This is a genomic window from Pengzhenrongella sicca (assembly GCF_017569225.1).
In the GTDB taxonomy this organism is placed as follows: Bacteria; Actinomycetota; Actinomycetes; order Actinomycetales; family Cellulomonadaceae; genus Pengzhenrongella; species Pengzhenrongella sicca.
The window spans coordinates 1,913,752-1,936,822 of sequence record NZ_CP071868.1 but is presented as its reverse complement, the minus strand read 5'-3'; the positions used below and the strand labels follow the sequence as shown (position 1 = coordinate 1,936,822).

Sequence of the window (23,071 nt, the reverse complement as noted above, 5' to 3'; positions counted from 1 at the left end):
CGGACAGCCTCGGCGCCGGGGCCCGTAGCATCGGTGGGTGCCTCCCAGATCGCCGTTGCCGGCACGGAACGGCCTGAGCGCCGCCTGGCTGCGCACCCCAGATCGCGACCGCTCGCGCGCGGACGAGTGGGCGACGATGGGGGCGTGGCTCCGGGCGCGGCTCCCTGAGCACGTCGACGTGGCCGACCTGCTGGCGCAGGGGCGTGTCGTCGACGAGGCCGGCCGCGCGGTCCGCGCCGACGACCCCTACGCCCCGCACCGGTTCGTGTGGTTCCACCGCGACCTACGCGAGGAGCCGGAGGTGACCGGGCCCATCCACGTGGTGCACCGCGATGAGCGCCTCGTCGTCGTCGACAAGCCGGCGTTCCTGTCCACGATCCCGCGCGGTCGGCACGTCATGCAGAGCGTCGTCGTCCGGCTACGAGACGAGCTGGGCCTACCGGAGCTGTCCCCGCTGCACCGGCTGGACCGGGTCACGTCCGGCCTGCTCATGCTCGCCACCGAGGCCCGGTGGCGCGGGCCGTACCAGACCATGTTCGACCGGCGCGCGGTGCACAAGACGTACTGGGCGCTGGCGCCGCTGCGCGACGACCTGGCGTTTCCCGTTGTCGTCCGCAACCACCTGCACAAGGAGCGCGGCTCCTGGCAGGCCGCCGTCGTGCCGGACGCCCCGGCCAACGCGGAGACGCTGGTCGAGCTCGAGTCGGAGGTCGACGGCCGCGGGGTCTACCGCCTGACGCCCCGCACCGGCCGCACCCACCAGCTCCGCGTGCACCTGTGCGGCCTCGGCATCCCGATCATCGACGACCCGCTGTACCCCGTGGTGCGGGACGTCGAGGTCGACGACTTCAGCAGCCCGCTGCAGCTGCTCGCCGGGGAGCTCGCGTTCACCGACCCGGTCGACGGCGGCCCGCGGCAGTTCCGCAGCGTCCGGCGCATCCCGCTGACGGCCGGGCCGCCGAGCGACGCCGCCACCTGCTGACGTTCGGCGGCCCGTCGGGTTCATGCGCCACCGGCCGCGAGGTCGGCGTCGTGGACTCGGATTCGGTACCCGTCTTCCACAATTGGTACGTCGCCGAGCGACGATCAGGCGTAGACGTCGATTTCGCCCTTGCGACGTTGGTCCGGGCTGCGCCCAGGCTCGGGGACGGCCGCGGGGGGCGCCTCGTGGCCACGACTGAGTTCTTGCTCGCGCGCGAGCGCGGCGGCGGCCGCCGCGACGGCCATCGCCGCCATCTCGACCATCGCCTGGTCGACCTTGAGTGTGTCGTCGGGGGCGCCGTTGAGGGCGTCCTGGGTCAGCTTCTTCTGCACTTCGGTCAGGTGCTTGACGGCTTTGTCGTACGCCTGCTGCGCAGCGGAGCCCGAAGCTGCGGGCCCTGCTGCGATGCGCGCCAGGTCTGTCGACGCCGCGTTGATCCTCATGTCAGACATGCCCCCATTTTTCTGATGCTGGGATTCCGATCGACTGACGCCGGACCCCGTGAAGGGGAACCGACGTGCTTCACCCGATCGGGTGCCTCGCCAGACATCGACCATGGACTCGTCCATGCAAGTGACCTGCGGAAGCGCACCAGTGTTGCCGGCCGGTCGACAGTGACGGTGCGCGTCCACTGGTCGGCCACCAAGGCCTTGACGGCGGCCTTACCCCGCAGCCTGTTGGGTCCGTCCGGCCAGTCGACATCCTGGCCGACGACGGCAAGCAGGCCATCGATGTTCTGGCTGTTGTACGCCGCGTAGGCCTTCAACAGGAGTTCCTGATCGTTGCTCATGACGATCCGTCCGCAGCTGCTGCCGCCGCGGCCTCTGAGCTGCTGTCAAAGGCTCAGAAGCAGGTCGCGAACGGCGTCGGGTCGGGACAGGAACGGATGGTGGCCGGTGTTCATCTCGACGACGCGCTCGGCCTTGCGGGCGAATTCACGCTGCAGATGTGCCGGGGTGCCCCTGTCCTCGGCGCACACCAGGTAGGTCGAGGGCACCTGCTGCCAGGCGGCCGCCCCGACCGGTTGTCCGGTGACGTGCAGGCTCTGCCGCGCGAGGTGGTGCGCCGCTTCTGCCTGGACATCCGGGTCGCAATCCTGCAGGAACGTGCCGACGAGCAGCTCGGGGCGGACCCCGAACGTGCCAGCGTCAAGGTCCGCGTCGAGGAAGGGAGCGGGCCCGTCGCCGCCGAACTCCGACAGGCTTTGCCCGATCTCGGGCAGGTAGCTGGAGACCAAGAGGAGGTGCCAGACCGAGGCGATTCCGGCGGCGGCTTCCGCAGTGACGATGCCGCCATAGCTGTGCGCGACGACGATGGTCGGCTCGGCGCCGTCCCGCAGTACCTGGCGCACCGCCGCGACGTCCTCGGGCAGTCCCGGACCCGCCGCTCCCGCCGGCGCGCCCGCCTCGCCGCAGCTCGGCAACGTCGGCGCCACACTCGACACGCCCCGTTCCTGCAGCACATCCGCCATGCGGTGCCACCACCACTCGCCGTCTCGCACGCACGCTCCGTGCACGAACACCACTCTCATGACGACCCTCCACATCGGCGGCGTTTGGTTTGCGATCGACGGTACACGTAGCGTCCGTTACGTGAAAGGATGATGGGTGTGGGCAGACAACGGCAGCCATTGATTGCGGAGCGGCTCCTGGACGAGTGCACCGATTACGCCCTCGAACATGGTCTCCCCGACCGGCTCGAGCCGCTGGTCCGCGCGACCGGCACGTCGGCTCGCATGCTCCTCTACCACTTCGACACCCGTGACGGCCTGCTGCGCGCGATCCTTCGCCAGGCACGGAAGCACCAGCTCGACGCCTTCGGTGACCTCTTGCGAGTCCGACCTGACGAGGAGTACACCGTCACCCTGGCTCGCGCGTGGACCGCGATGACCGGTCCGGACGGACAGCCCTACCTGCGCATGTTTGGTCAGCTACGAGAAGACGCGGAGCAGCACCTCTGGCCCGGCTTCCGACGGATCGCGACGACTGACTGGCTGGGGCCGCTCGAAGACGGCTTGCGCACTATCGGTCGACCCGAGTCGGCCACCCTGGTCCTCGCCGTCATCCGCGGCCTGCTGATGGACCTCGACGCCACCGGCGACACCACCCGCACCGACCGGGCTTTCCACGACCTCCTCATCGCCCTCGAGCACGCCCCAGGCGACGAACGCACCGCGGCCACGCGGGCCATCCCCCGCCAACAGCGCGATCGACGAGAGCAGTATCCAGAGAGGTAACCACCGCTGACAGGGTGGTTCTGCCGCTGTCGTCGCAGCTGGCGAACTGCACGTACTCGGCTGTCGGGACCTCGACGTTCGCGACCACGCCGCCCCTGAGGCAGCCCATCCGGTCGGCGAGGATCTCGTGCCGCAGATCAGGAGCTCTCCGCCGGGCAGACGGGAGTGCTGCGGACTACGGGCCGACGCGCGTCTCAGCGGCATTCCGCGGCCCGCCGGAGCAGGATCCCGCGCTCGCTCTCGTTCTGCGTCAGCGCGGCGGCCTGTTCGAACTCCCGCCGGGCCTCGGCCGTTCGGCCGAGCTTCTGCAACAGGTCGGCACGAACGGCGGGGAGCATCGGGTAGGTCCGAAGCTCGCGCGAGTCGGTCAACGCGTCGACGAGCTCGAGTCCGGCCGCGGGCCCGAACGCCATGCCCATGGCGACGGCCCGGTTGAGCTCGACCACGGGGCCGGGCCACACGTCGCCGAGCACCTCGTAGAGCTCGGCCACGTGTTCCCAGTCGGTCTCCTCGATGGTCAGTGCCCTGGCGTGACAGGCCGCGATCGCCGCCTGGATGGAGTAGGCACCCACCGGCCGTCCCGTCGACTCGGCCCGCTCGAGCGCCGCGATACCCCGCCGGATGAGCAACCGGTCCCAGCGCCTGCGGTCCTGGTCCTGCAGGAGCACGGGCTCCCCCACGCTCGTCGCCCGGGCGGGAATCCGTGCCGACTGAAGCTCCATCAGGGCCACCAACCCGTGCACCTCCGGCTCGCCGGGCGCGAGCCCAGCGACCAGGCGACCCAGACGCAGCGCCTCGTGACAGAGCGCCGGGCGCATCCACTGCTCGCCCGAGGTCGCGGCGTACCCCTCGTTGAAGATCAGGTAGATCACCTCGAGCACGGAGCTGAGCCGCTCCCGCATCTCCGCGGGGGTGGGCAGCTCGAAGGTGGCGTGCTCGGTCTGGAGGGTGCGCTTCGCGCGACTGATCCGCTGTCCGATCGTCGCGTCGGAGACCAGGAACCCCCGGGCGATCTGAGGCGTCGTCAGGCCCCCGACGCACCGTAGGGTCAGCGCCACGCGGGACTCCAGGGACAACGCAGGGTGGCACGCGGTGAACACGAGCCGCAGCAGGTCGTCCCGGATCTGGTCGTCCATCGCGTCGTCGATCGCACTCGACCCGTCCGCCGACTCCGCGATCTCCCGATCGCGGCTCAGGACCTGGAGAGCGCGCTGGTGGGTCGCCTCGCGGCGGTGCCGGTCGATCGCGCGACGCTTCGCCGTGGTCATGAGCCACCCAGCGGGGTTTGCCGGGATGCCGGCCTTGGGCCACTGCTCGAGGGCCAGGACGAGCGCGTCGTGGGCGACCTCCTCCGCCAGACCGAAGTCCCTCGTCATCCGGGTCAGACCGGCCACCAGCCGTCCCGCCTCGATGCGCCACACCGCCTCGACCGCGCGGCGCGCCGCGTCGTCGGCCTGGAGCACCGTCATGACGAACCATCCAAGCACCCCGCACCCCCCACGGCGACGCCGAGCGTCCGGCGTGGGCGCTCGGCGTCGCCCGGGTCGGCTCAGGCCGGCGGCGCGAAGTCCTCGGGCCCGAGGGCCTTGAGGATCTCCGCCTCTCCTTCCCAGCCCTGCCACAGGTCTTGGTGAAGCTTCATGAACCGGGACGTCCACTCGACGGCGTCCTCCTTCGACGCCACCTCGTAGACGGCGTAGCTGATCATCTCCTTGGACTCGGCGAACGGTCCGTCGGTGACGCTCAGCCGTCCGTCCGCGACCTGGACGCGGGCCCCGGCGGCGCTCGGCGCGAGCCCGGCGTTGTCGAGCATCACCCCCGCCCGCGTGGCTTCCTCGCCGAGAGCGAAGATCCCTTCCATCAGGCCGGCGGGCGGCGGCGTGGCGGGCTGGTTTCCCTTGAGCAAGACGACGTAGCGCATGGCAGTTCTCCCTTGTGTGCTGCTGACAATGGCCAGTTGACGAAGTGCTCGGTGGTCAGCCGATCGTGACGAGGCCGAGGTCGCGGTAGCGATCGACCGCTACCGCGCTCATCCAAGCCCAGACGAGAACGACGGTCCCGGTGAAGACGAGATTGCTGGCGACGCTGCCCTGTCCGGACCCGACCATCGCGAACCCGCCGAGAAGGGCGACGCCGGCGAAGCGCGAGAACACCGCCCAGCCGCGCCGCCCCTCCACGGCGTACCGGCGGGCGAGGACGAAGCAGGCCGCGGCGAAGCACGAGAACCCGATCCCGCCGGCGGCGATGTGGAGCAGCCCGTGCCACGAGACCGTCCCGGGCCCCTGCGGGGTTCCCACGGGGAAGCCGAGGGCGGGGTCGGCGCGGAAGATCGCCGCCGCGATCAGGCTGCCGCCAAAGACCGCGATGAGTCGCGGTGCCCAGCGCGCACCGCGGCCGCCGGTCAGGGCGCGACGCAGCCCGAGCGCAAACGCAACGACCATGACGCCGCACAGGACGACGTTGGTGATCTGAACCCAGCCGAGCTCGCCGTTCATCAACAGGCTCCACTGGTGCCGGCCGAGGTCGAAACCCTCCCGGGTCGAGGCCTGGACGAGCGAGGTGACCACGTAGAGCGGGCCGACGACGACGCCGCACCCGAGAAGCGACGTGGTCGCGCGGGACACCGGTGAACGGGTTGCCGAGCTGAGGGACGCATTTCCTGTGCTCGTGGTGGTGGGAATCATCTAACGCTCCTTGTCGAGTGCGGCCGGCTGCCTGCTGCAGACCGTCCGTCACCCCCTCCACGAACGAACTCCGGTCCGTTCGACATCAGTTCGGAGTTCCGCACCGCGAGCTTTCTGCACGCTGCCGTGCGGCCCGATGAGGGCGGACGCGATGATCCTTGCGGCGTGCAGCCCAGCACCGGCACCTGATCCTGTCGGACGGTCTCGGTCAGCGGTATCGACGTCGACGTAGCGATCCACCCGCTCGTGCGCTCCGGCGACATCGGCGAGCTCGGCTCCGTCCCGTTCCGGCTCACCGATATCCCCGTCTCGGCGCCCTGAATCGCCGATCCGATCGGTCTCCAACTATCGGGCGCGGACCCGTCAGGCAGGGGCAGGCTCGATGTCGAAGGGGGAAACCGTGATCGCAGCACTGAACCACCTCGTCGACTATGTCGAGACGCGCCTGACCGAGGAGATCGACCTCGCCGGACTTGCGAACGGATTCGGCACGACCGAGTACCACCTGCGGCGGATGTTCTCGTCCCTCGCGGGCATGCCGATCTCGGAGTACATCCGTCGCCGACGCATGACGCTTGCAGCATCCGACGTCGTCGCGGGCGATGACCTTCTCGGCATCGCGGTGCGATACGGCTACGGCTCGACCGAAGCGTTCGGTCGCGCATTCCGGGCGGTGCACGGCACTCGCCCCGGCGACGTGCGCCGCGACGGCGGCCCCCTTCGTTCACAACCACAGCTCAGGTTTCGCCTGACCGTCGAAGGGAGCACGTCCATGGACACCCGCATCGTTGAACGACCCACGTTCCGCCTGATCGGCCACGCAGCACAGGTGCCGCTGATTCACGAGGGCATCAACCCCCACATCCAGGAGCACATCGCGTCCATACCCGAGTCCGAGCACCTGCGCCTCAAGAGCCTGAGCAACACCGAGCCCACCGGACTGCTCCAGGTGAGCTCCGACGTCGACCCCGACTACATCGAGGGAAGCGACCTGAGCTACCTCCACGGCGTCGCGATCAGCGAGGAGACGCCGGCACCCGCGGATCTCGACGCCGTCGACGTCCCTGCAGGCACGTGGGCAGTCTTCCGCAGCGCCGGGCCGTACCCGTCCACGTTGCAGGCGACGTGGGCAGCCACCGCCACCGAGTGGTTCCCGTCCAATCCCTGGCGCTTGCGCCAGGGCCCGTCCGTCGTGGCGGTCCTGGATCGAGCCCCAGACTTCAGCACGGCAACCTGCGAACTCTGGCTGCCGGTAGAGCGCGCATAGCCGCTGCCCGATCGGGTACCCGCGTGCACGGTCGGCTCAGGAACTGAGCAGTCCCCCGCCGACCCAGGCCCGGATGGCGTTGACCGCCTGCGGGCCGAGCTCCATCCGAGCCCCGCGGCAGAGCCCGATGACGTTGTCCGCCCAGGTCTCGGCGACCTCGCGGGCCGAGGGCTTGGCCGCGAGGTCGAGCCCGGCGTACAGGACCCCGGCGATCACGGTGTTCACCGAGCCGCGGCCGATCTTCGCGCCGGCGGCCTGGCACGCGTCGCGCACCCGCCGCGAGGTCTCGGCGCGGGCGAACGGGACGGCGCGGACGTCCTCGGCCAGGGCCGAGAGCAGGATGCGGTAGCTCTCCGCGGGGAGGTTGGGGATGTCGGTGACGTCGACCACCTGACGTTGCAGGGGCGGCAGGTCGACGGCGTCGGCGCTGGGCACGTCGGCCTCGCTGAAGCGCTTGGGGTCCCAGACGAACCCCGGAGCCGGGCGCGCGGTGGCCTGCAACTCAGGGACGGCGCGCGCGAGCCAAGGGAAGAACGCGCCGGTCTTCTCCCAGTTCGAGGTGACGAGCGACGGGTCGGCCTTTTGCGCCGCCTGGGCCACCACGCTCCCGGTCAACGGGCGGTCGGCCGCGCGCACCAGGCGCAGGACCGGCTTCCGCGCAGGGCTGTTGGTGACAGGTCCGGACGCCCGCGCGGCCGCGCTGGATGACGACGGCGCCGACGCCCGGCCGGTGCCGTTGCCGGGCGCGGCGACCGGGGCGGGTGCCGGCGTGTCGTCGAGCTCGACCTGCTCGGGGTGCTTGACGATCTCGGCGAGCTCGTCCGCCGTGATCACCGTGTCGGCGACGGCGCGGTAGGCGCTCGCCGCGGGACCGGCGGTGATGATCGTGACCCGCCGATCGGCCGCGCGGCAGCGCAGCGCGAGGGGGGTGAAGTCGGCGTCGGCGGAGAGGATGACGAACTCGTCGTACCGGGTCTCGGCGCTCAGGGCGTCGACCGCGTCGAGCACGAGGTTGATGTCGGCGCTGCTCTTGCCCTGCTGGGTGAGCGACGGGCAGTCCACGACGCTGAAGCCGGCCCGCGTGAAGTTCGGCCGGAACTGCGAGAACACGGACGGGTTGAGGTAGCAGGAGCGCACGAGGAAGCGCCGAGTGAACTCGCCGTCGGCGTCGCTACCGGTCTCGAGCCCAGCGAGCCAGTGCGCCGGCGACCCGGCGAACGCCTCGGCCGCGCTCGGGTCGAGCCGTTGGAGCCCGATGTACACGTTGTCGAAGTCGACGAACAGGGCGCAACGCAGCCGCCGCCCGCCCTCGGGGGTGATGTCCATGACCGCATCCTCCTCGCTCACGCCCGGGGGTGAGCCAATACCCACGGCCGGCCGATGCTGCGCCGTCAGACCCGAGCGCGCGAGAGACCTCGGGTGGCGGCACGTCGGTCGTGTCGCGTGGGGCGCTCCAGTGCCAGACTGAGCGCGCCGAGCGCAAAAGCAGGTCCGACCAGCAGAGGGGCGCACCACCGTGGCATTCGACGGGATCCAGCACGAACGCGGTGGACCGCAACCTGGTGGGCACGTGCTCGTCGCGACCGACCTGGTCCGCCGGTACGGCGACCTGACCGCCGTCGACGGCGTCTCGTTCCACATCGACCCCGGCGAGACCTTCGGCCTGCTCGGCCCGAACGGCGCGGGCAAGACCACCACCATCTCGATGGTCGCCGGTCTCATCCCCGCCGACGCCGGCTCCGTGACGGTCGCGGGCAGGCCGATGGGTCCGGGCGAGGTCGACGTCAAGCGGCACATCGGCCTCGTCCCGCAGGATCTCGCGATCTACCCCGAGCTCACCGCACGCGAGAACCTCATGTTCTTCGGCCGGCTCCAGGGCCTGCGCGGCAAGGAGCTCTCGCACCGCATCGACGAGGTGCTCGAGCTCATCGCGCTGACCGACCGGGCCAAGGACCCGACGAAGGAGTACTCCGGCGGGATGAAGCGGCGGCTGAACATCGCCGTCGGCCTCCTGCACCAGCCTGCGCTGCTGATCCTCGACGAGCCGACGGTCGGCGTCGACCCGCAGTCACGCAACGCGATCCTCGAGTCCGTCGAGGCGCTGTCGGTCGGCGGCATGGCCGTGCTCTACACGACCCACTACATGGAGGAGGCCGAGCGCCTCTGTGACCGGATCGCGATCATCGATTCCGGCCGCATCCAGGCCGAGGGCACCCGGAGCGAGCTCATCACGCTCACCGGTGGCGTGGACACGATCCGGCTGGCCGGCGCAGGCCAGAGCGCCGCGATTCTCTCGGGCCTGCGCGCCCTGCCCGCCGTCGAGCAGGTCGCCGCGGACGGGAACACGCTCACCCTGACCGTGCGCGACGCCCCCACGGCGGTCGCGAGCATCGTCACGACGGCGACCGACGCCGGGATGACGCTCACCGAGGTCGAGATCACCCGGCCGGACCTCGAGTCGGTGTTCCTGCACCTGACCGGCAAAGCCCTGAGGGACTGAGCATGCGACAGCTATGGACCATGACGGCGTCCGACCTGCGCCAACGCGTCCGGGACCGGTCGGTGATCATCTTCGCGCTCGTCGTCCCGCTCGCGCTGATGTTCGTCTTCAACCTGACCTCGGGCGGCGCGGCGAACCTCACCCTCAAGCCGGTGACCGTCGCCGTGTCCGCCCCCGCGGGCGACGACCTCGCCACAGCGATCACCGCCACGCTGACCCAGGTGGAGGGGATCGACCTCACCGTGGACGAGGTCTCCGCCGACGACGCGCGATCGTCGGCCCGGTCCGGGGATGCCGAGCTCGGCGTCGTCATCCCCGCGGGCTTCGGCGACGCCGTCCGCGCGGGCAAGGAGGTCGTCGTCGAGGTGACCGAGGGCGAGGACTCCGGGATCGAGAGCGACATCGTCCTCACCGTCGTGCAGGGCGTCCTCACCCAGCTCTCCGCCGGCGCGGTGACCGCCGCCGCCGGCGCCGGGGCCGGCGTGCCCGACGCGCAGCTCGCGGCGCTCGCCCAGCAGGCGGCGACCCAGGCTCCCGAGATCACGCTGACGCAGGGCGAGGCGGCGAGCGAGCAGCTGAGCAGCTCCGCCGCCCTCATCGCGGGGCAGGCCGGCCTGTTCCTGCTGTTCACCGTCGGCTTCGGGGTCCTCGGGCTGGTCGCCGAGCGCGAGCAGGGCACCCTCGCCCGGCTGCGCTCGATGCCGATGCGACCCTGGCTGATCGTGACGGCGAAGGGGCTCGTCAGCTACATCCTCGGCGTCGTCGCCACGTCCGTGCTGCTCACGCTCGGCTCGATGTTCTTCGACGTCTCGTTCGGTTCGCCAGTGGCCGTGGCGGTGCTCATCCTGTGCGCGGTGGCCGCGGCGACGTCGCTGATGTTCATCATCGCCCGGGTCGCGCGCACCGCCGAGCAGGCGAGCGTGCTCCAGTCGATCCTCGCGCTGCTGCTCGGCATCGCCGGCGGCGCGTTCTTCCCGCTGAACACGACCGGATTCCTGGACGTCGTCGTCGGCCTCAACCCGATCGCCGCCTTCACCCGCGGCCTGGGCATCACCTCCGGCGGCGGCGGGCTGGGTGACATCGGGGTGCCGGTGATGCTCATGCTGGGCTTCGCCGTCGTCGGCCTTGCGGCCTCGCGACTCGTGCCCGACCGGGGGCGGGACCTGTGAGGGCCGCCCGAGCGATCGCCGCGGTCGAGCTGCGTCGCTTCCTGCGCGACCGGTCGAACATCTTCTTCGTCTTCATCTTCCCGCTGCTGCTCGTCCTGGTGATCGGCTCGCAGTTCGGCGGGGACGGGGGCAATGGCCGGGTTGCCATCGCCGGCGCGGACAGCGAGCTCGGCACCGCCATCGCGACGGCCCTCGTCGACGACGGCGTGAGCGTCACCCGCGGCGGCGCCGACTCCGTGCGGCAGCAGGTCGCCCGCGGGCGCACGGACGTCGGCCTGTTCATCTCCGCGGCGGCGGCCACCGCGTACGACGCTGGCGCCCCGGTCGTCCTCGAGATCGTGCCCGGCGCGCAGCAGGGCAGCCCGGCAACCGTGCAGCGGGTCCGGGTCGCCGTCGCGGGGGTCACCGTCGAGCGCGGGCAGGTCGCCGCACTGGTGGGGGCGGGCCTCGGCGAGGACGCGGCCCTCGCCGCGCTGGCCGACGCCGAGGCGGCCACCACGCCGCCGGAACTGAGGGTCGTCGACGTCGACCGCCTCACGCAGGAGTTCGACGGGCTGGGCCAGTTCGACCTCGGCGCGTCGGGCGAGCTCCTGCTGTTCGTCTTCCTTGCCTCGCTCGCGGGCTCATCCACCCTGATCCAGACCCGCCGGCTCGGCGTCATGGCCCGGACCCTCGCCGCGCCCGTCTCCGCCGGGCAGGCGCTCGCCGGCCAGGCGCTGGGCCGGTTCACGATCGCGATCTTCCAGGGCGCGTACATCATGGTCGCCACCTCGCTCCTGTTCGGGGTGAGCTGGGGCAACCTCTGGCTGTCGTTGCTCGTGCTCGCCACGTTCAGCGCCGTCGCCGCCGGCGCCGCGATGGTGATCGGGTCAGTTCTCGACAACGACGGCGCGGCGTCGGGCATCGGGATCGGGCTCGGCCTCGTCCTCGCGGCGCTGGGCGGCTGCATGCTCCCGCTCGAGTTGTTCCCGGAGACGCTGCGCACGGTCGCGCACATCACGCCGCACGCCTGGGCGTACGACGCGTTCGCCGAGATCCAGCGCCGCGACGGGACGCTCGTCGACATCCTCCCGCAGCTCGGGGTGCTGGCCGCGATGGCGGCCGTCCTGCTCGCGCTCGGCACGTGGAGCCTGCGGCGGAGCATGGCGCGCGCGCTCTGACCGCGGTCGGTCTCCCGTCGCGAGCCGGTGGTGGTCGGGATCTGCGCCTCTGGAGCACCGATCCGGACCACAACCCGTGGGTGCCCTAGGGCGACTACGGCGTGCGGGGGTCGCCGGTGCCCTGGCCCGGCGGCGGCCCCGGCGCGTCGTCGCGGAGCGCGGCCTCGCGGGCGCGAAGGTCGGCCTCCCACTGCGCGAGCAGCGCGCGGTCGGAGGCGTCGGAGGCGGCGAGCCCCGCAAGGAGCTGGCGGTCGTCGGCGGGCGCGCCGGGCCGCTCGTACTCCGGGAAGCCCGCCGTGGCGGTCGACCGCCACGGGACGGCCTGGCCCGCCGACGCCGCCGTCGGGCGCCCCGCGACCAGCCACGCGATCGGGCCGGCGTAGGGGATGAAGAGGATCAGGAGGATCCACGCCCAGGTCGGCAGGTTGCGCACGCGTCCGGGCGGAGCTTGGATGCACTCGATCAAGCAGAAGACGATCAGCCCGAGCTCGAGCAAGATCCCCAGGTAACGGGGCATGACGCCTCCTTGATGCGCACGTGGCCAGCTGCGTGCGCAGCGTCGCTCGAACCGTAGGGCAGGTCCGGGTCCCGTGTCCGGGGAATCGGCGCGCGTTCGGCGCACGGTGGGGAACCGCACCGTGTTCGCGTCGCGGCGAGCTACCGGGCGGCGTGCTCGACCTCGTCGAAGTCGTCCACTCCGGCGGCGATGGCCTCGCGTCGGCGGGCACCGCGTGAGGGGCCGGCGAGGGCGGCGAGGAACGCGAGGACCCCGACACCCGCGCAGGCCCAGAACCCGATGGTGAACCCGTCGTCCAGCGGGGCCCCCTGCGCGCTGACCTGGGAGGAGAGCAGCGCGGCGATGACGGCGGTCCCGATGCTGCTGCCGACGGTGCGGATGACGGTGTTGGCGCTGATCGCCTCGCCGGTCTGGGCGGCGGGCACGCTCTCGACGATCGCGTTCGACGTCGCCGCGAGTGCCATGCCGATGCCGATGCCGGTCAGGACGCCGGACAGCACGATCGACCACAGCTGGGCGTGCCCGAGCGCCGGAATGAGGAAGGCGACCGCCACCGACACTCCGCCGACGATCATCGGGATCTTCGGGCCGATGCGCCGGATGAGGATGCCGGCGACGACTCCGGAGATGACCATCGCGACGACGGTGGGCAGCAGGTAGAGGCCGGCCTGGGTCACGCTCTTGCCGAACCCGTAGCCCAGGGCGCTGGGCAGCTGCAGCAGGGTGGGAACCAGGATGAAGGTGCCGAACATCGCGAAGCCGAAGGCCAGGGCGACGACGTGCGCGGTCCAGACCCCGCGGTGCCGGAACAGGCGCACGTCGATCAGCGGCTCCTGGACGCGCAGCTCTACCAGGACGAACACCACCAGGGCCACGGAACCCAGGACCAGCAGACCGACGGTCTTGGCGTCGCCCCAGCCCCACTTCTCCCCCTCGCTGATGGCCAGGAGCAGGGCGACCAGGCCGACGGTCAGGATGGCGGTACCGAGCACGTCCAGGCGCCCCGGCGTGCGCACCGGCGACTCCGGGATCCCGAAGATCGCCCCGAGCAGGGCGATCACCACCAGGACGGCGGGCAGCCAGAACAGCCAGTGCCAGGACAGGTGCTCGACGATGGGACCGGCCGCGACGATGCCGACGCCGGCACCGATGCCGAAGATGGCCGAGAGCAGCCCGATCGTCACGCTCACGCGCTCGCGGGGCAGCTCGTCGCGCACGATGCCGATCGAGAGCGGCATGACCGCGCCGGCGGCGCCCTGGAGGATCCGCGCGACGATCAGCACGCCGAGGTTCGGGGCCAGCGCGGCGAGCACCGCGCCGACGAGGAGCAGGGACAGCACCACGATGAGGACCTTGCGCTTGCCGACCATGTCCCCCAGGCGCCCCAGGATCGGGGTCAGGACCGACGCGGAGAGCAGGTAGGCGGTGAGCACCCAGCTGGCGTCGCTCGTCGCGACCCCCAGATCGGCCCCGATGGTGCCGAGGGCGGGGGCGACGAGCGACTGCAGGACCGCGAAGGACAGGCCGCCGAGCGACAAGTACAGGATGACCCCGGTCCCGCGCCCGTGCGGCGTACTCCGAGTCCTGGCGGTGGGTGGCGTGGCGGCGGGGCCCTGAGGGGTGGTGGGCACGAGAGCTCCTCGAGCGAGTAAGCAGTTGTTGACTTGACCAGTCTCAGCACTCCGCGCGATCATGTCAACACGCGTCGACTTTCATCGACGAGATGTCGCCCACAGGAGGATCGTGAAATGACCAGTACGCGGGAGCGCTCGCCCGGGGTGGCGGCCGGCCCCGGCACGTCGGCAGACGACGAGCTGGTCCGCTCGGGCCGGGATGCGGTTGCGACCCGACGTGCCCTGGTGCGGGCCGCCCGGCGCCGGTTCGCCACGCAGGGATACCGGGCCACCACGGTCCGTGAGATCGCGGCGGACGTCGGCGTCAACGTCGCCCTGATCAACCGCTACTTCGTGTCCAAGGAGGGGCTGTTCGAGGAGTGCATGGCACGGACCTCCGACGAGCTGGACGAGCAGAACCCGGCCCCGTCGCGCGGGCTCGACGAGGTGGTCGAGCGGCTGATCGCGCACGTGGTGAACGCGCCCGACGGAGACGACCCCCTGCAGCTGCTGCTGCTCTTGCGCTCCTCCGGTGACGTGAACGCCGACCGAATCCGCTCACGAACGCTGGAGCACTTCACCCGCCGGCTCGCGACCGCCGCAGGCTGGACCGCCGACGCGCCAGACGCCGTTGGCCTCCTGCTGCGCGCGCAGCTCGCCATCGCCACCATGCTCGGCGTCCTCATGCTCCGGACCTCCGCCGCCGTGCAGCCCCTCGCGTCTGCCGGTTCGGATGACCTGAGCGGCCCGCTCGGCCAGGTGTTCCGCGACCTCCTCTCACCGGAGCCGTGACGCGCAGCGGTTGCGTGCACGCGCTAGGTGCCCGGGCCGGGCTGCTCCTTCGTCAGGTGGAGGAGCCACCCGCGAGCGGTCCGGATGAGCGCGTAGCGCCGCGGGCCGAGCCTGCCGTGCAGCGTCAGCAGGATGCGGTGCTCCGTCCGGTCGTGCTCCTCCCACCAGCCCGTGTCGGCCACGGTCTTGTCCGCGTCCTCGTAGGCGAGGTGATCGAGGTCGTGGTCCGGGACCTGCACAGCGAGGCGATCGGCCGACGACGCGCTGGGCAGTCCCCGAGGCAGCGCCCAGGAGCGCAGCACACCGTCCTCCTCGAGGCGTAGATCGAAGTGGTGGCGCGGCTTCAGGTGCTCGTGCAGCACGAATGCGGGCCGTGGCGCGCCGACCGCACCCGCGCCGTTCTCGGCGTCGCTCATCGCATCATCATCCGCCCGCGACGCGTCGGTGGCTGATGGTCCACTGAACAGCATGGGCTCTGGACCAGCACTCGGGATCGGCGACCTCGTGGTTCTCGGCGGGCGGGGCCGGGACGTCTGGGAGATCGTGACCGTCCGGCACGAGGTTGCCCGGGTGGTGGCCCGGTCGGTCCACCTGGAGCACGGACGGTTGCGGTCCGTGCCGCTCGCGCAACTGGCCCGCTACGACCACGACCACGACCGCGCCGACGGCGACACCCCCTGACCGTGTCCGCCGAGCAGGCGAGCTGATGCCAGCGGCGGTGCGCCGCCACACACTGTGGAGATCCACTCACGCAGACCGGAGGAGACATCGTGATACGGAGATCCCCGCGGGCATCGAGGCCCAGACCGAGCTAGCGCTGCGCAGGGTCGCGGCGATCCTCGAGGCGGCGGGATCGTCGATGGATGACCTCGTCTAGGCCTCAGCCGAGGAAGAGGTCGAACCACACGGTTTTGCCTCCCGCGCCGCGCATGGTGCAGCCCCACCGAGCCGTGAACGTGTCGATGAGCAGGAGACCTCGTCCCCCGCTCGCGGTCAGCTCGGGCTCACGCAGGTGCGGCACCTCGGTCCCCGCGTCGTCGACCTCGACCCGGAGGTTCTTCTCCACCCGGAACGTGCGGACCGTCACCGCCCCTCCGGGAGGGCCGTGCAGAATCGCGTTGGTGATCAGCTCGCCGCTCAGGAGCTTGATCACGGAGACTCGGTCCGTCGGAGCTCCGCTGTCGATCGCGACCGATGCAACCCAGTTCCGCCCGAAGGCGATGGACTTGGTGTCTGCCGTGAGTTGCAAGCTCATGTCTCTCCCGTTCGCGTGTCGCGCGGGGTACCTGAGGCGTGCCGTCGATGCGCGGCCCGGTAGGTCGCTTGGCGAGGTCGCAACCTCGGTCATCACGGAGCGGGGCAGGGTGCCAGGGCTGATGGGCGACTGAACTCGGTATTGCCGGGCTCCAGCGCCGATGCAATTTCGAGCCACGTTAGAGTCTCGGAAAACAATCTTCACACGCACGTGCAGGCACCCGTGTGAAACCCCGAACCAACGCTCTCGAAAATAGCTAGGTGAAAGGCCACCGACGCCTGATCAGGGCGTCGGTGCCTCTCGCGTGTGAACTGGGTCCCGGGCTGCCTAGCTCCCCAGCGCGCATTTCCGACGCTACAGGCGATCGATACTTCCCGCCCCTCAGGGGGACAACTTCATTCAAACCCGCAACGTTTGAGAGGTTTGCGAGGTACCCACACCGAGCGTCATTCTTCGACGCTCGTCTTGTCTGAGAGCTCCGTGAGACGTCGACAGTGCGCAGCGCAGTGACACCCTCGTTGGACGCGCGACCGTCAGCCGACAGGGAAGGGTGCTCTCGTCATCTCCTCGGACACTTGCCAGACGCTCCGGGCTTCGTCCTCGCTGCGGAGGCGGGAGTAGAGCGTCTGCTCGGCGGGTGCGCCGCCCATATGGGCAAGTCCCTGAGGGCCGTAGAGCCGTCCCGACTTCGCGTTGGGGGAGATCGCGGCGTAGAGAGCCGTGAGCGCCGCGGACTCCGGGGTGCCGGTGAGGATGCCGCGGCCGGACAGCCAGCGGATCACGCGCACGCTGCGGGTGTCCCCGGTACGCCCCAGCTCCGGGCGGGCGGACAGAAGGTTTGTGGGTGCGACGCCGGGATGGGACAGGTTGCTGGAGATGCCCCACCCGTTGGCAGCGCTGCGTCGGCCGAGCTCAAGACCGAAGAGGCCGAGGGCGATCTTTGACTGGCTGTAGGCGCGCATGCCGTCGTACGAATGCGCCCAGTTGAGGTCGTCCCAGTTGATGGCGCCTTGGTTCGCCGCGACGCTCACCTGCGACGTGACGCGCGCGCGACCGGCGCGAAGGAGAGGCAAGAGGTGCGAGACCAGCGCTACATGGCCGAGGTGGTTGGTGCCGAACTGGAGTTCGAAACCGTCGTCGGTGGTCTGGCGGGCAGGTGGGGTCATGATGCCGGCGTTGTTGATCAGCAGGTGGATCGGGCTGCCTTCGCGGCGCATCGTCTCGCCGAAGGCTGCGACCGACTCCAAGGACGCGAGGTCCATCGGGTGCAACGACACGGCGGCCGAGGGGACCGTTTCGCGGATGGTCGCGATCGCCGCCTCGCCCTTGGGCAGGTTGCGGACGGGCAGCACGAGGGTGGCGCCCGCTGCGGCGAGCCGGGTAGCGATGCGCAGGCCGATCCCGTCGCTTCCGCCAGTCAGGACCGCCCGCGTGCCGGTCAGGTTGGGGATGGTGATGTCGAGAGGTCTGCGTGCCATTGGTGCTCCCAGGTCGTGGTGTGGCTTGACCCTCGCGCGGATCGCGAGTGGTAACCAGGGCATGTCAGTCAGTGGCTACCCGGATCGCCGCGCTGTAGAACTGTCTCGACGACCCGAGGAGGGCCATGGCGATCGATCGACGGGGCGTGGCGCAGTTCCTGCGCAACCGACGAGAGGCGCTGCAGCCCGAAGACGTCGGTCTGCCGCGCGGTCGGCGTAGGCGAACCGAGGGCTTGCGCCGCGAAGAAGTCGCGGTCCTGTGCCACATGTCGTCGGACTACTACGCCCGCCTTGAGCGCGGTGCCGGACCGCAGCCGTCGGAGCAGATGATCGCGTCGATCGCGCAGGGCCTGCACCTGTCGGTCGCCGAGCGCGACCACCTGTTCCGGTTGGCGGGGCACCGTTTGCCCCTCCCGGGCGCGTCGAGCAGCCACATCAGCCCCGGCCTCTTGCGCATCCTCGACCGCCTGGAGGACACGCCCGCGGAGATCGTCACTGAGCTCGGCGAGACGCTGCGACAGACCTCGCTCGGCGTCGCGCTCACTGGAGACACAGCCAGCCTCACGGGGCCTGCCCGCAGCATCGGCTACCGCTGGTTCACCGACCCGTCGAGCCGCCGCCTCTACGCCCCGGACGACCACCCCTTCCTCTCGCGGCTATGGGTCTGCGGGCTGCGCGAGGTCATGGCGCTGCGTGGCCGCCCGTCGCGCGCAGCCACGCTCGCCGACGACCTTCTCTCGCGGAGCGAGGAGTTCCGCACCATCTGGGACATGCACGAGGTCGGCGTCCGACCCGCCGAGGTCAAGCACTTCGCCCACCATGAGCTCGGGACCCTCGAGCTCAACTGCCAGACGCTGATCGACCCTGCCCAGTCGCACTTTCTCCTCGTCTACACGGCCGTGCCCGGGACAGAGAGCTACGAGAAGCTGCAGCTGCTCTCCGTCATCGGCGCGCAGCAGCTCAACTGATCACGACGGCTGCCCGATGGCCGTTCGGGCACCCCACGGACCTCCACCTAGGTGCGATCGGCGGCCCGATGAGAAGTGGCGCCGGCAGTGGTCCGAGTACGGTCCGGTGAGGGCGGCGCACATCAAGGGAGAACAACGAGATGAGACCGCTTCGATACTCGATCAACGTCACGCTCGACGGCTGCTGCCATCACGAGGCGGGGCTCCCCCCGGACGAGGAGTCGATGCGCTACTGGACCGCTGAGCTGGAACGAGCCGATGCCCTGCTCTTCGGCAGGGTGACCTACGAGATGATGGAGTCGGCGTGGCGAAAGCCTGCGACGGGCACGTGGCCCGACTGGATGGATGAGGCGCAGATCCCGTTCGCCGAGACCATCGACCGGGCGAACAAGTACGTCGTGTCGAGCACGCTGAGCGGGGTCGATTGGAATGCCGAGCTGGTGCGAGGCGACCTCGAGCAAGCGGTTCAGCGGCTCAAGCAAGAGTCAGGCGCAGGCCTGTGGGTGGGTGGCGTGACGCTCCCCTCGGCGTTGGCGGACCTGGGACTGATCGACGAGTACGAGTTCGGGTCTGCTGCACGAATAGGTGACGCCTGACCTGTGGTGCCGGAGGGCACCGCTGGAAGGATGTGCACCGTGCCCAGACCCCACCCCAAGGAGTTCCGCGACGACGTCGTGGCCGTGGCCCGCCGCGGTGATGCTCCGATCAAAGAGATCGCGAAAGACTTCGGGATCAGCGAGTCGTGCCTGCGCAACTGGATGCAGGCCGCCGACGTCCAGGACGGCAACCGTCCCGGCGTAACGGTCAGCGAGTCGGCCGAGCTGCGCGAGATGCGTCGCCGCAACCGGCTCCTCGAGCAGGAGAACGAGATCCTGCGTCGCGCGGCGGCGTACTTCGCCCAGGCGCACCTGCCGGGAAAATGATGTACCCGCTCGTGAGTGAGCTCGCTAGCGACGGGATCCCCGTCGCGGTGACGTGCCGGGTCCTCAAGCTCGCCAGACAGCCCTACTACCGCTGGCTCGCCGCGCCGATCACAGCTCGTGACCTGGACGAGGCGTACCTGGCGAACGTGCTGTTCGATGCCCACGTCGACGATCCCGAGTTCGGGCACCGGCTGCTGGCCGACGAAGCCGACAAGGCCGGCCTGCGCGCCAGTGACCGGCGGGTCTGGCGGATCTGCCGGGACAACCAGTGGTGGTCGGTGTTCGGCAAGAAGCGCGCCAAGAACGGCAAGAAGCCCGGCCCGCCAGCCCACGACGACCGCGTGCTGCGGATCTTCCGCGCCGACGCACCCAACCGGTTGTGGCTCTGGGACATCACCGAGCACCCCACCGCCGAGGGCAAGCTCTACCTGTGTGCGATCAAGGACGTGTACTCCAACCGGATCGTGGGGTACTCGATCAGCGACCGCATGACCTCCCGGATCGCGGTGAACGCCCTGGCCAGCGCCGCGCAGCGCCGTCGTGACGTGGCCGGCTGCATCGTCCACTCGGACCGGGGCAGCCAATTTCGAAGCCGAAAGGTGCTGCGCGAGCTGGACCGACACGCCCTGGTCGGATCGATGGGGCAAGTCGCCTCGGCCGGGGACAACGCGGCGATGGAGAGCTTCTTCTCGTTGCTGCAGAAGAACGTCCTGGACCGGCGCCGCTGGACCAACCGCGACGAGCTCCGCCTGGCGATCATCACGTGGATCGAACGGACCTACCACCGCCGCCGACGCCAGGCCCGCCTGGGTCGACTGACCCCCATCGAGTACGAGACCATCAACACCCCTCAGGTCGCACTCGCCGCCTGAGACCGACTGTCACCTATTCGTGCAGCAGACCCTTCCTTGTGCAGCCGGTCCTTGCCGGACGCGGGCCGACGTTGCTCGCCGGTCTGCGCGAGAGCATCCAGCTCGAGCTCGTGGACCGCCATGAGCTTCGGTCGGGAGCTGTCGCTCTGCGATACCGGCCCACGCACGTCACGACGTGACGCAGTTTTGCCCTGGCACGTTGGCCACTCCCGCGCGACGGGGCGGCGCTCGCGCTCAGGCCAGGTGCGCTTCGAGCGCGCCGGTGGTTAGCGGGCGAGAGAAGTAGTAGCCCTGCGCCGAGTCGCATCCCACCTCGACCAGTCCGTCGCGCTGGCGTTCGGTCTCGACACCCTCGGCGGAAACCGACATCTCGAGCGCGTGCGCGAGGTGTGCAACCGACTCGACGACGGCGGTCGATGCAGCGTCGGTCCCGATCGCGGAGACGAAGCACCGGTCGATCTTGACGATGTCGATCGGGAACCGCCGCAGGTGAGTGAGCGAGCAGTAGCCGGTGCCGAAATCATCGAGGGCGAGCCTGGCTCCGAGCGTCTTGAGGTCGCGCAGGATGGCGAGGACTCTGTCGTGGTCCTCGCCCAGGACCGTCTCGGTCACCTCGACCACGAAGGCGGCCGGGTCCATGCCCGTTGAGCGCAGCGCTCGTTCGACCGTCGGCAGAAACTCTGGGTTCATGAGCTGCCGCGCGGACACGTTGACCGAGAGGTCGAGCCGGCGGTCCGGGTGATCGGCGGACCATCTGTTCCAGTCGCGGCAGCTCCGCTCGAAGACCCACTCGCCGAGCTCGGTGATGAACCCGCCCTTCTCGGCCGTAGCGATCGCCACCAGTGCGGGGATTCGACCCCGCGTCGGATGCGTCCAGCGCAGCAACGCCTCGACGCCCTGCAGCCTCCCGTCGGAGGTGCGCACGATCGGCTGGTAGGCGAGGTCAAGCGCCGAATCGTCCAGTGCAGTTCGCAGGTCCCGCTCAAGCTCGTTCTGGTAGCTCGCCTCGTTCGCGGCGCGCAGGTCGAGCACCTGGTGGGTTGCGCCGCCGCGTCCCTTCGCTTGGTACATCGCCGTGTCGGCGTCAATGATCAGGTGGTCCGTGATCTCCTCGCCCGGACCGGAGTACGCGATGCCGATGCTCGCCGTCACGGACAGCTCCATGGTGGGCAACGAGAACGGCGTGGCGAAGGCGTTGGTCACCCGGTCGACGAGAACGTCGACGTCGGCGGGGGACGTCAGGTCCTCGCACAGGTACACGTACTCGTCGCCGGACACGCGGGCGACCGTGTCCCCCGGCCGGACGAGGCTCTCGAGCCGACGCGCTACCGCGATGAGCAGCGAATCCCCAACCGTGTGCCCGTGGGTGTCGTTGACGCGCTTGAACTTGTCGAGATCAACGAACAGGATCGCGGCGCTGCGGTGCGTGCGGCGGGCGCGGGCAGACGCCTGCTCGAGGTGCTCGATGAGCAGGACCCGATTGGGCAGCCCAGTCAGCGGGTCGTGCAGCGACCTCTCACGAAACCAGTCCGCGGCCTGGGTGATGTCGTCGCGCGCCCGAGCGTTGAGGATGTAGGCCGCGCCCACGTCCGCGAGAGTCTGGGCGACCACCTGAGCCCGGTCCGACAAGGGACCCGCGACATCACGGTAGAGATCCAGCGCGCCCAGCCGGCCGTCGTCGTGACGCAACGGAAACGCGAACACCGCGGCCATGCCTTCCTTCAGCGCGGCCGGGCCGAACTTCGGGAACTTCGTCTGAGCGGCGAGGTCGGGCACGAAGGATGGCTCGCCCGAATAGAAGGCGCTCAGACACGGCCCCTCGCCCAGGTCCGTCTGCAACATCTCGAACCGCAGCGCATCGGAGTTTGACGCAGCGACGAACCGCGGAGCGACCCCTGACTCGATCAGGCTCACACCCGCTGCAGTAATCGGCAGCACGTCAACGATCCGCACGACGAGGTGATCCAAGATCGCCTGGATCGGAAAATCCGTCACCATCGTCCGCGCGAACTCGCTCAGCAACAGCGACAGATCGTCCTCGTCAGGCATGGGATCCTTCCTGCCGAGTCGCGTGACGGCACCCGTGGGTGCCAGCGGCACCTAAGCGGGCAGAGTGGGACGACTCGGTCGCCCCGAAGTCTTCGATGCCGACAGCCGCCCCCCGGGGACCCATCGCAACCCTCTCCGCGTGCCTTCAATGGGAAACTCCGCCTAAATCGTCTCCTCGCCCGCGAGACCCCGCAACTTGGATCGCAGCCGTCGCCGCTGCTCCTTCGGCCGCCCCGCGAAGCCACGAGGTAGCCAGCGACCCGTCGCGTCGGATGAAGGGGCTCGACCGTCGACCTCGGTGAACGGCGTACCGTAGTGGCGCAGGTCACAATGACGTGAGCTACGACGAGAAGAGGGAACCTGTGAGTGAAACCAGCGAAGGTGCTCTCGAGAAGGAGCGCGAGGCTCTCGTGGGGTCTGCGGTGGAGGGCGCACCGGACACCGATGTGACCACGCACGACGATCCAGCCGCGCCGACCGATAGCACCGAAGCAGAGATCGAGGCGGGGCTCAGGGGCTCGGGCGTCTGACCCCCGACTGCCGCGGGCAGCGTCGTGCGGAGCGGCCGCGGGATATCGCGGCACACCGCACGACGCTGCCGCGCGC

Annotated in this window: 24 protein-coding genes and 1 pseudogene; 12 read left to right on the top strand and 13 right to left on the bottom strand. The window is 70.2% G+C overall.

The window, feature by feature from the left end; all coding sequences use genetic code 11:
- Positions 1 to 37: 37 nt before the first annotated feature.
- Positions 38 to 982, top strand: a complete 945-nt coding sequence (locus J4E96_RS08860; protein WP_227425387.1) for a pseudouridine synthase — start codon at positions 38 to 40, stop codon at positions 980 to 982.
- A 104-nt stretch (positions 983 to 1,086) separates the two neighbouring features.
- On the opposite strand, the gene J4E96_RS08855 is transcribed toward J4E96_RS08860, so the two are convergent.
- From J4E96_RS08855 to J4E96_RS08845, 3 genes are read right to left on the bottom strand one after another with little or no spacing between them, the layout of a single operon-like run.
- Positions 1,087 to 1,425 (bottom strand): hypothetical protein, encoded by a 339-nt coding sequence (locus J4E96_RS08855; protein WP_227425386.1) that lies wholly within the window; start codon positions 1,423 to 1,425, stop codon positions 1,087 to 1,089.
- The gene (locus J4E96_RS08850; protein WP_227425385.1) at positions 1,422 to 1,772 is read right to left on the bottom strand and encodes a nuclear transport factor 2-like protein; all 351 of its coding nucleotides are present in this window, start codon (positions 1,770 to 1,772) and stop codon (positions 1,422 to 1,424) included. The genes J4E96_RS08855 and J4E96_RS08850 overlap by 4 nt, the downstream gene beginning before the upstream one ends.
- A gap of 45 nt (positions 1,773 to 1,817) precedes the next feature.
- On the bottom strand, positions 1,818 to 2,513 hold the full coding sequence (locus J4E96_RS08845; RefSeq protein ID WP_227425384.1) for an alpha/beta hydrolase: 696 nt from the start codon (positions 2,511 to 2,513) through the stop codon (positions 1,818 to 1,820).
- Between the two features lie 78 nt (positions 2,514 to 2,591).
- On the opposite strand from J4E96_RS08845, the gene J4E96_RS08840 reads away from it, so the two are divergent.
- Positions 2,592 to 3,218 carry a TetR/AcrR family transcriptional regulator gene (locus tag J4E96_RS08840; RefSeq protein ID WP_227425383.1) on the top strand — a complete coding sequence of 209 codons (627 nt, stop codon included), beginning with the start codon at positions 2,592 to 2,594 and terminating at the stop codon, positions 3,216 to 3,218.
- Between the two features lie 194 nt (positions 3,219 to 3,412).
- Here J4E96_RS08840 and J4E96_RS08835 read toward each other — a convergent pair whose 3' ends face one another.
- The 3 genes from J4E96_RS08835 to J4E96_RS08825 form a co-directional block, all read right to left on the bottom strand.
- The gene (locus J4E96_RS08835) at positions 3,413 to 4,687 is read right to left on the bottom strand and encodes an RNA polymerase sigma factor (RefSeq protein WP_227425382.1); all 1,275 of its coding nucleotides are present in this window, start codon (positions 4,685 to 4,687) and stop codon (positions 3,413 to 3,415) included.
- Between the two features lie 80 nt (positions 4,688 to 4,767).
- The gene (locus tag J4E96_RS08830) at positions 4,768 to 5,139 is read right to left on the bottom strand and encodes a YciI family protein (protein ID WP_227425381.1); all 372 of its coding nucleotides are present in this window, start codon (positions 5,137 to 5,139) and stop codon (positions 4,768 to 4,770) included.
- Between the two features lie 55 nt (positions 5,140 to 5,194).
- Positions 5,195 to 5,902: a DUF998 domain-containing protein gene (locus J4E96_RS08825; protein ID WP_227425380.1), complete on the bottom strand. Its 708-nt coding sequence runs from the start codon at positions 5,900 to 5,902 to the stop codon at positions 5,195 to 5,197.
- A gap of 400 nt (positions 5,903 to 6,302) precedes the next feature.
- On the opposite strand from J4E96_RS08825, the gene J4E96_RS08820 reads away from it, so the two are divergent.
- Positions 6,303 to 7,169 carry an AraC family transcriptional regulator gene (locus tag J4E96_RS08820; RefSeq protein ID WP_227425379.1) on the top strand — a complete coding sequence of 289 codons (867 nt, stop codon included), beginning with the start codon at positions 6,303 to 6,305 and terminating at the stop codon, positions 7,167 to 7,169.
- 36 nt (positions 7,170 to 7,205) lie between these two features.
- On the opposite strand, the gene J4E96_RS08815 is transcribed toward J4E96_RS08820, so the two are convergent.
- Positions 7,206 to 8,495 carry an NYN domain-containing protein gene (locus J4E96_RS08815; protein ID WP_227425378.1) on the bottom strand — a complete coding sequence of 430 codons (1,290 nt, stop codon included), beginning with the start codon at positions 8,493 to 8,495 and terminating at the stop codon, positions 7,206 to 7,208.
- 190 nt (positions 8,496 to 8,685) lie between these two features.
- Between J4E96_RS08815 and J4E96_RS08810 the strand changes: the two genes are divergently transcribed.
- From J4E96_RS08810 to J4E96_RS08800, 3 genes are read left to right on the top strand one after another with little or no spacing between them, the layout of a single operon-like run.
- The gene (locus J4E96_RS08810) at positions 8,686 to 9,669 is read left to right on the top strand and encodes an ABC transporter ATP-binding protein (protein WP_227425377.1); all 984 of its coding nucleotides are present in this window, start codon (positions 8,686 to 8,688) and stop codon (positions 9,667 to 9,669) included.
- 2 nt (positions 9,670 to 9,671) lie between these two features.
- Positions 9,672 to 10,838: an ABC transporter permease gene (locus tag J4E96_RS08805; protein ID WP_227425376.1), complete on the top strand. Its 1,167-nt coding sequence runs from the start codon at positions 9,672 to 9,674 to the stop codon at positions 10,836 to 10,838.
- Entirely contained in the window at positions 10,835 to 11,998 is a 1,164-nt protein-coding gene (locus tag J4E96_RS08800) for an ABC transporter permease (protein WP_227425375.1), read from the top strand. The genes J4E96_RS08805 and J4E96_RS08800 overlap by 4 nt, the downstream gene beginning before the upstream one ends.
- 94 nt (positions 11,999 to 12,092) lie before the next feature.
- Here the strand turns inward: J4E96_RS08800 and J4E96_RS08795 are convergent, their stop codons facing one another.
- Together J4E96_RS08795 and J4E96_RS08790 are read right to left on the bottom strand one after the other, a co-directional pair.
- Positions 12,093 to 12,515, bottom strand: coding sequence for a PLD nuclease N-terminal domain-containing protein (locus J4E96_RS08795; RefSeq protein ID WP_227425374.1), 423 nt, complete (start codon positions 12,513 to 12,515; stop codon positions 12,093 to 12,095).
- Positions 12,516 to 12,655: 140 nt separating this feature from the next.
- A complete protein-coding gene (locus J4E96_RS08790) occupies positions 12,656 to 14,146 on the bottom strand; it encodes an MFS transporter (RefSeq protein ID WP_227425373.1) in 1,491 nt (496 codons plus the stop codon).
- Positions 14,147 to 14,263: 117 nt separating this feature from the next.
- Between J4E96_RS08790 and J4E96_RS08785 the strand changes: the two genes are divergently transcribed.
- Positions 14,264 to 14,920 carry a TetR/AcrR family transcriptional regulator gene (locus tag J4E96_RS08785; RefSeq protein ID WP_227425372.1) on the top strand — a complete coding sequence of 219 codons (657 nt, stop codon included), beginning with the start codon at positions 14,264 to 14,266 and terminating at the stop codon, positions 14,918 to 14,920.
- A 23-nt stretch (positions 14,921 to 14,943) separates the two neighbouring features.
- Here the strand turns inward: J4E96_RS08785 and J4E96_RS08780 are convergent, their stop codons facing one another.
- On the bottom strand, positions 14,944 to 15,336 hold the full coding sequence (locus J4E96_RS08780) for a DNA polymerase ligase N-terminal domain-containing protein (protein WP_227425371.1): 393 nt from the start codon (positions 15,334 to 15,336) through the stop codon (positions 14,944 to 14,946).
- Between the two features lie 52 nt (positions 15,337 to 15,388).
- On the opposite strand from J4E96_RS08780, the gene J4E96_RS08775 reads away from it, so the two are divergent.
- Entirely contained in the window at positions 15,389 to 15,601 is a 213-nt protein-coding gene (locus J4E96_RS08775; protein WP_227425370.1) for a hypothetical protein, read from the top strand.
- 199 nt (positions 15,602 to 15,800) lie between these two features.
- Here J4E96_RS08775 and J4E96_RS08770 read toward each other — a convergent pair whose 3' ends face one another.
- Both J4E96_RS08770 and J4E96_RS08765 read right to left on the bottom strand, forming a co-directional pair.
- Positions 15,801 to 16,175, bottom strand: coding sequence for an ATP-binding protein (locus J4E96_RS08770; RefSeq protein ID WP_227425369.1), 375 nt, complete (start codon positions 16,173 to 16,175; stop codon positions 15,801 to 15,803).
- Positions 16,176 to 16,708: 533 nt separating this feature from the next.
- Entirely contained in the window at positions 16,709 to 17,653 is a 945-nt protein-coding gene (locus J4E96_RS08765) for an SDR family oxidoreductase (protein ID WP_227425368.1), read from the bottom strand.
- Positions 17,654 to 17,778: 125 nt separating this feature from the next.
- On the opposite strand from J4E96_RS08765, the gene J4E96_RS08760 reads away from it, so the two are divergent.
- The 3 genes and pseudogenes from J4E96_RS08760 (at position 17,779) to J4E96_RS08750 (ending at position 20,416) form a co-directional block, all read left to right on the top strand.
- Positions 17,779 to 18,621: a helix-turn-helix transcriptional regulator gene (locus J4E96_RS08760; RefSeq protein ID WP_227425367.1), complete on the top strand. Its 843-nt coding sequence runs from the start codon at positions 17,779 to 17,781 to the stop codon at positions 18,619 to 18,621.
- Between the two features lie 140 nt (positions 18,622 to 18,761).
- Positions 18,762 to 19,187: pseudogene (locus J4E96_RS08755) on the top strand (dihydrofolate reductase family protein); the annotation flags it as partial.
- 69 nt (positions 19,188 to 19,256) lie between these two features.
- Positions 19,257 to 20,416 (top strand): IS3 family transposase gene (locus tag J4E96_RS08750; RefSeq protein WP_227425366.1). Its coding sequence is split into 2 segments (ribosomal slippage): positions 19,257 to 19,535 and positions 19,538 to 20,416, totalling 1,158 coding nucleotides; the frame shifts between segments, so codons are not numbered across the junction.
- A 234-nt stretch (positions 20,417 to 20,650) separates the two neighbouring features.
- Here the strand turns inward: J4E96_RS08750 and J4E96_RS08740 are convergent.
- The gene (locus J4E96_RS08740; RefSeq protein WP_227425365.1) at positions 20,651 to 22,465 is read right to left on the bottom strand and encodes a putative bifunctional diguanylate cyclase/phosphodiesterase; all 1,815 of its coding nucleotides are present in this window, start codon (positions 22,463 to 22,465) and stop codon (positions 20,651 to 20,653) included.
- A 335-nt stretch (positions 22,466 to 22,800) separates the two neighbouring features.
- Between J4E96_RS08740 and J4E96_RS08735 the strand changes: the two genes are divergently transcribed.
- Positions 22,801 to 22,995 (top strand): hypothetical protein, encoded by a 195-nt coding sequence (locus tag J4E96_RS08735; RefSeq protein ID WP_227425364.1) that lies wholly within the window; start codon positions 22,801 to 22,803, stop codon positions 22,993 to 22,995.
- Positions 22,996 to 23,071: the final 76 nt, after the last annotated feature.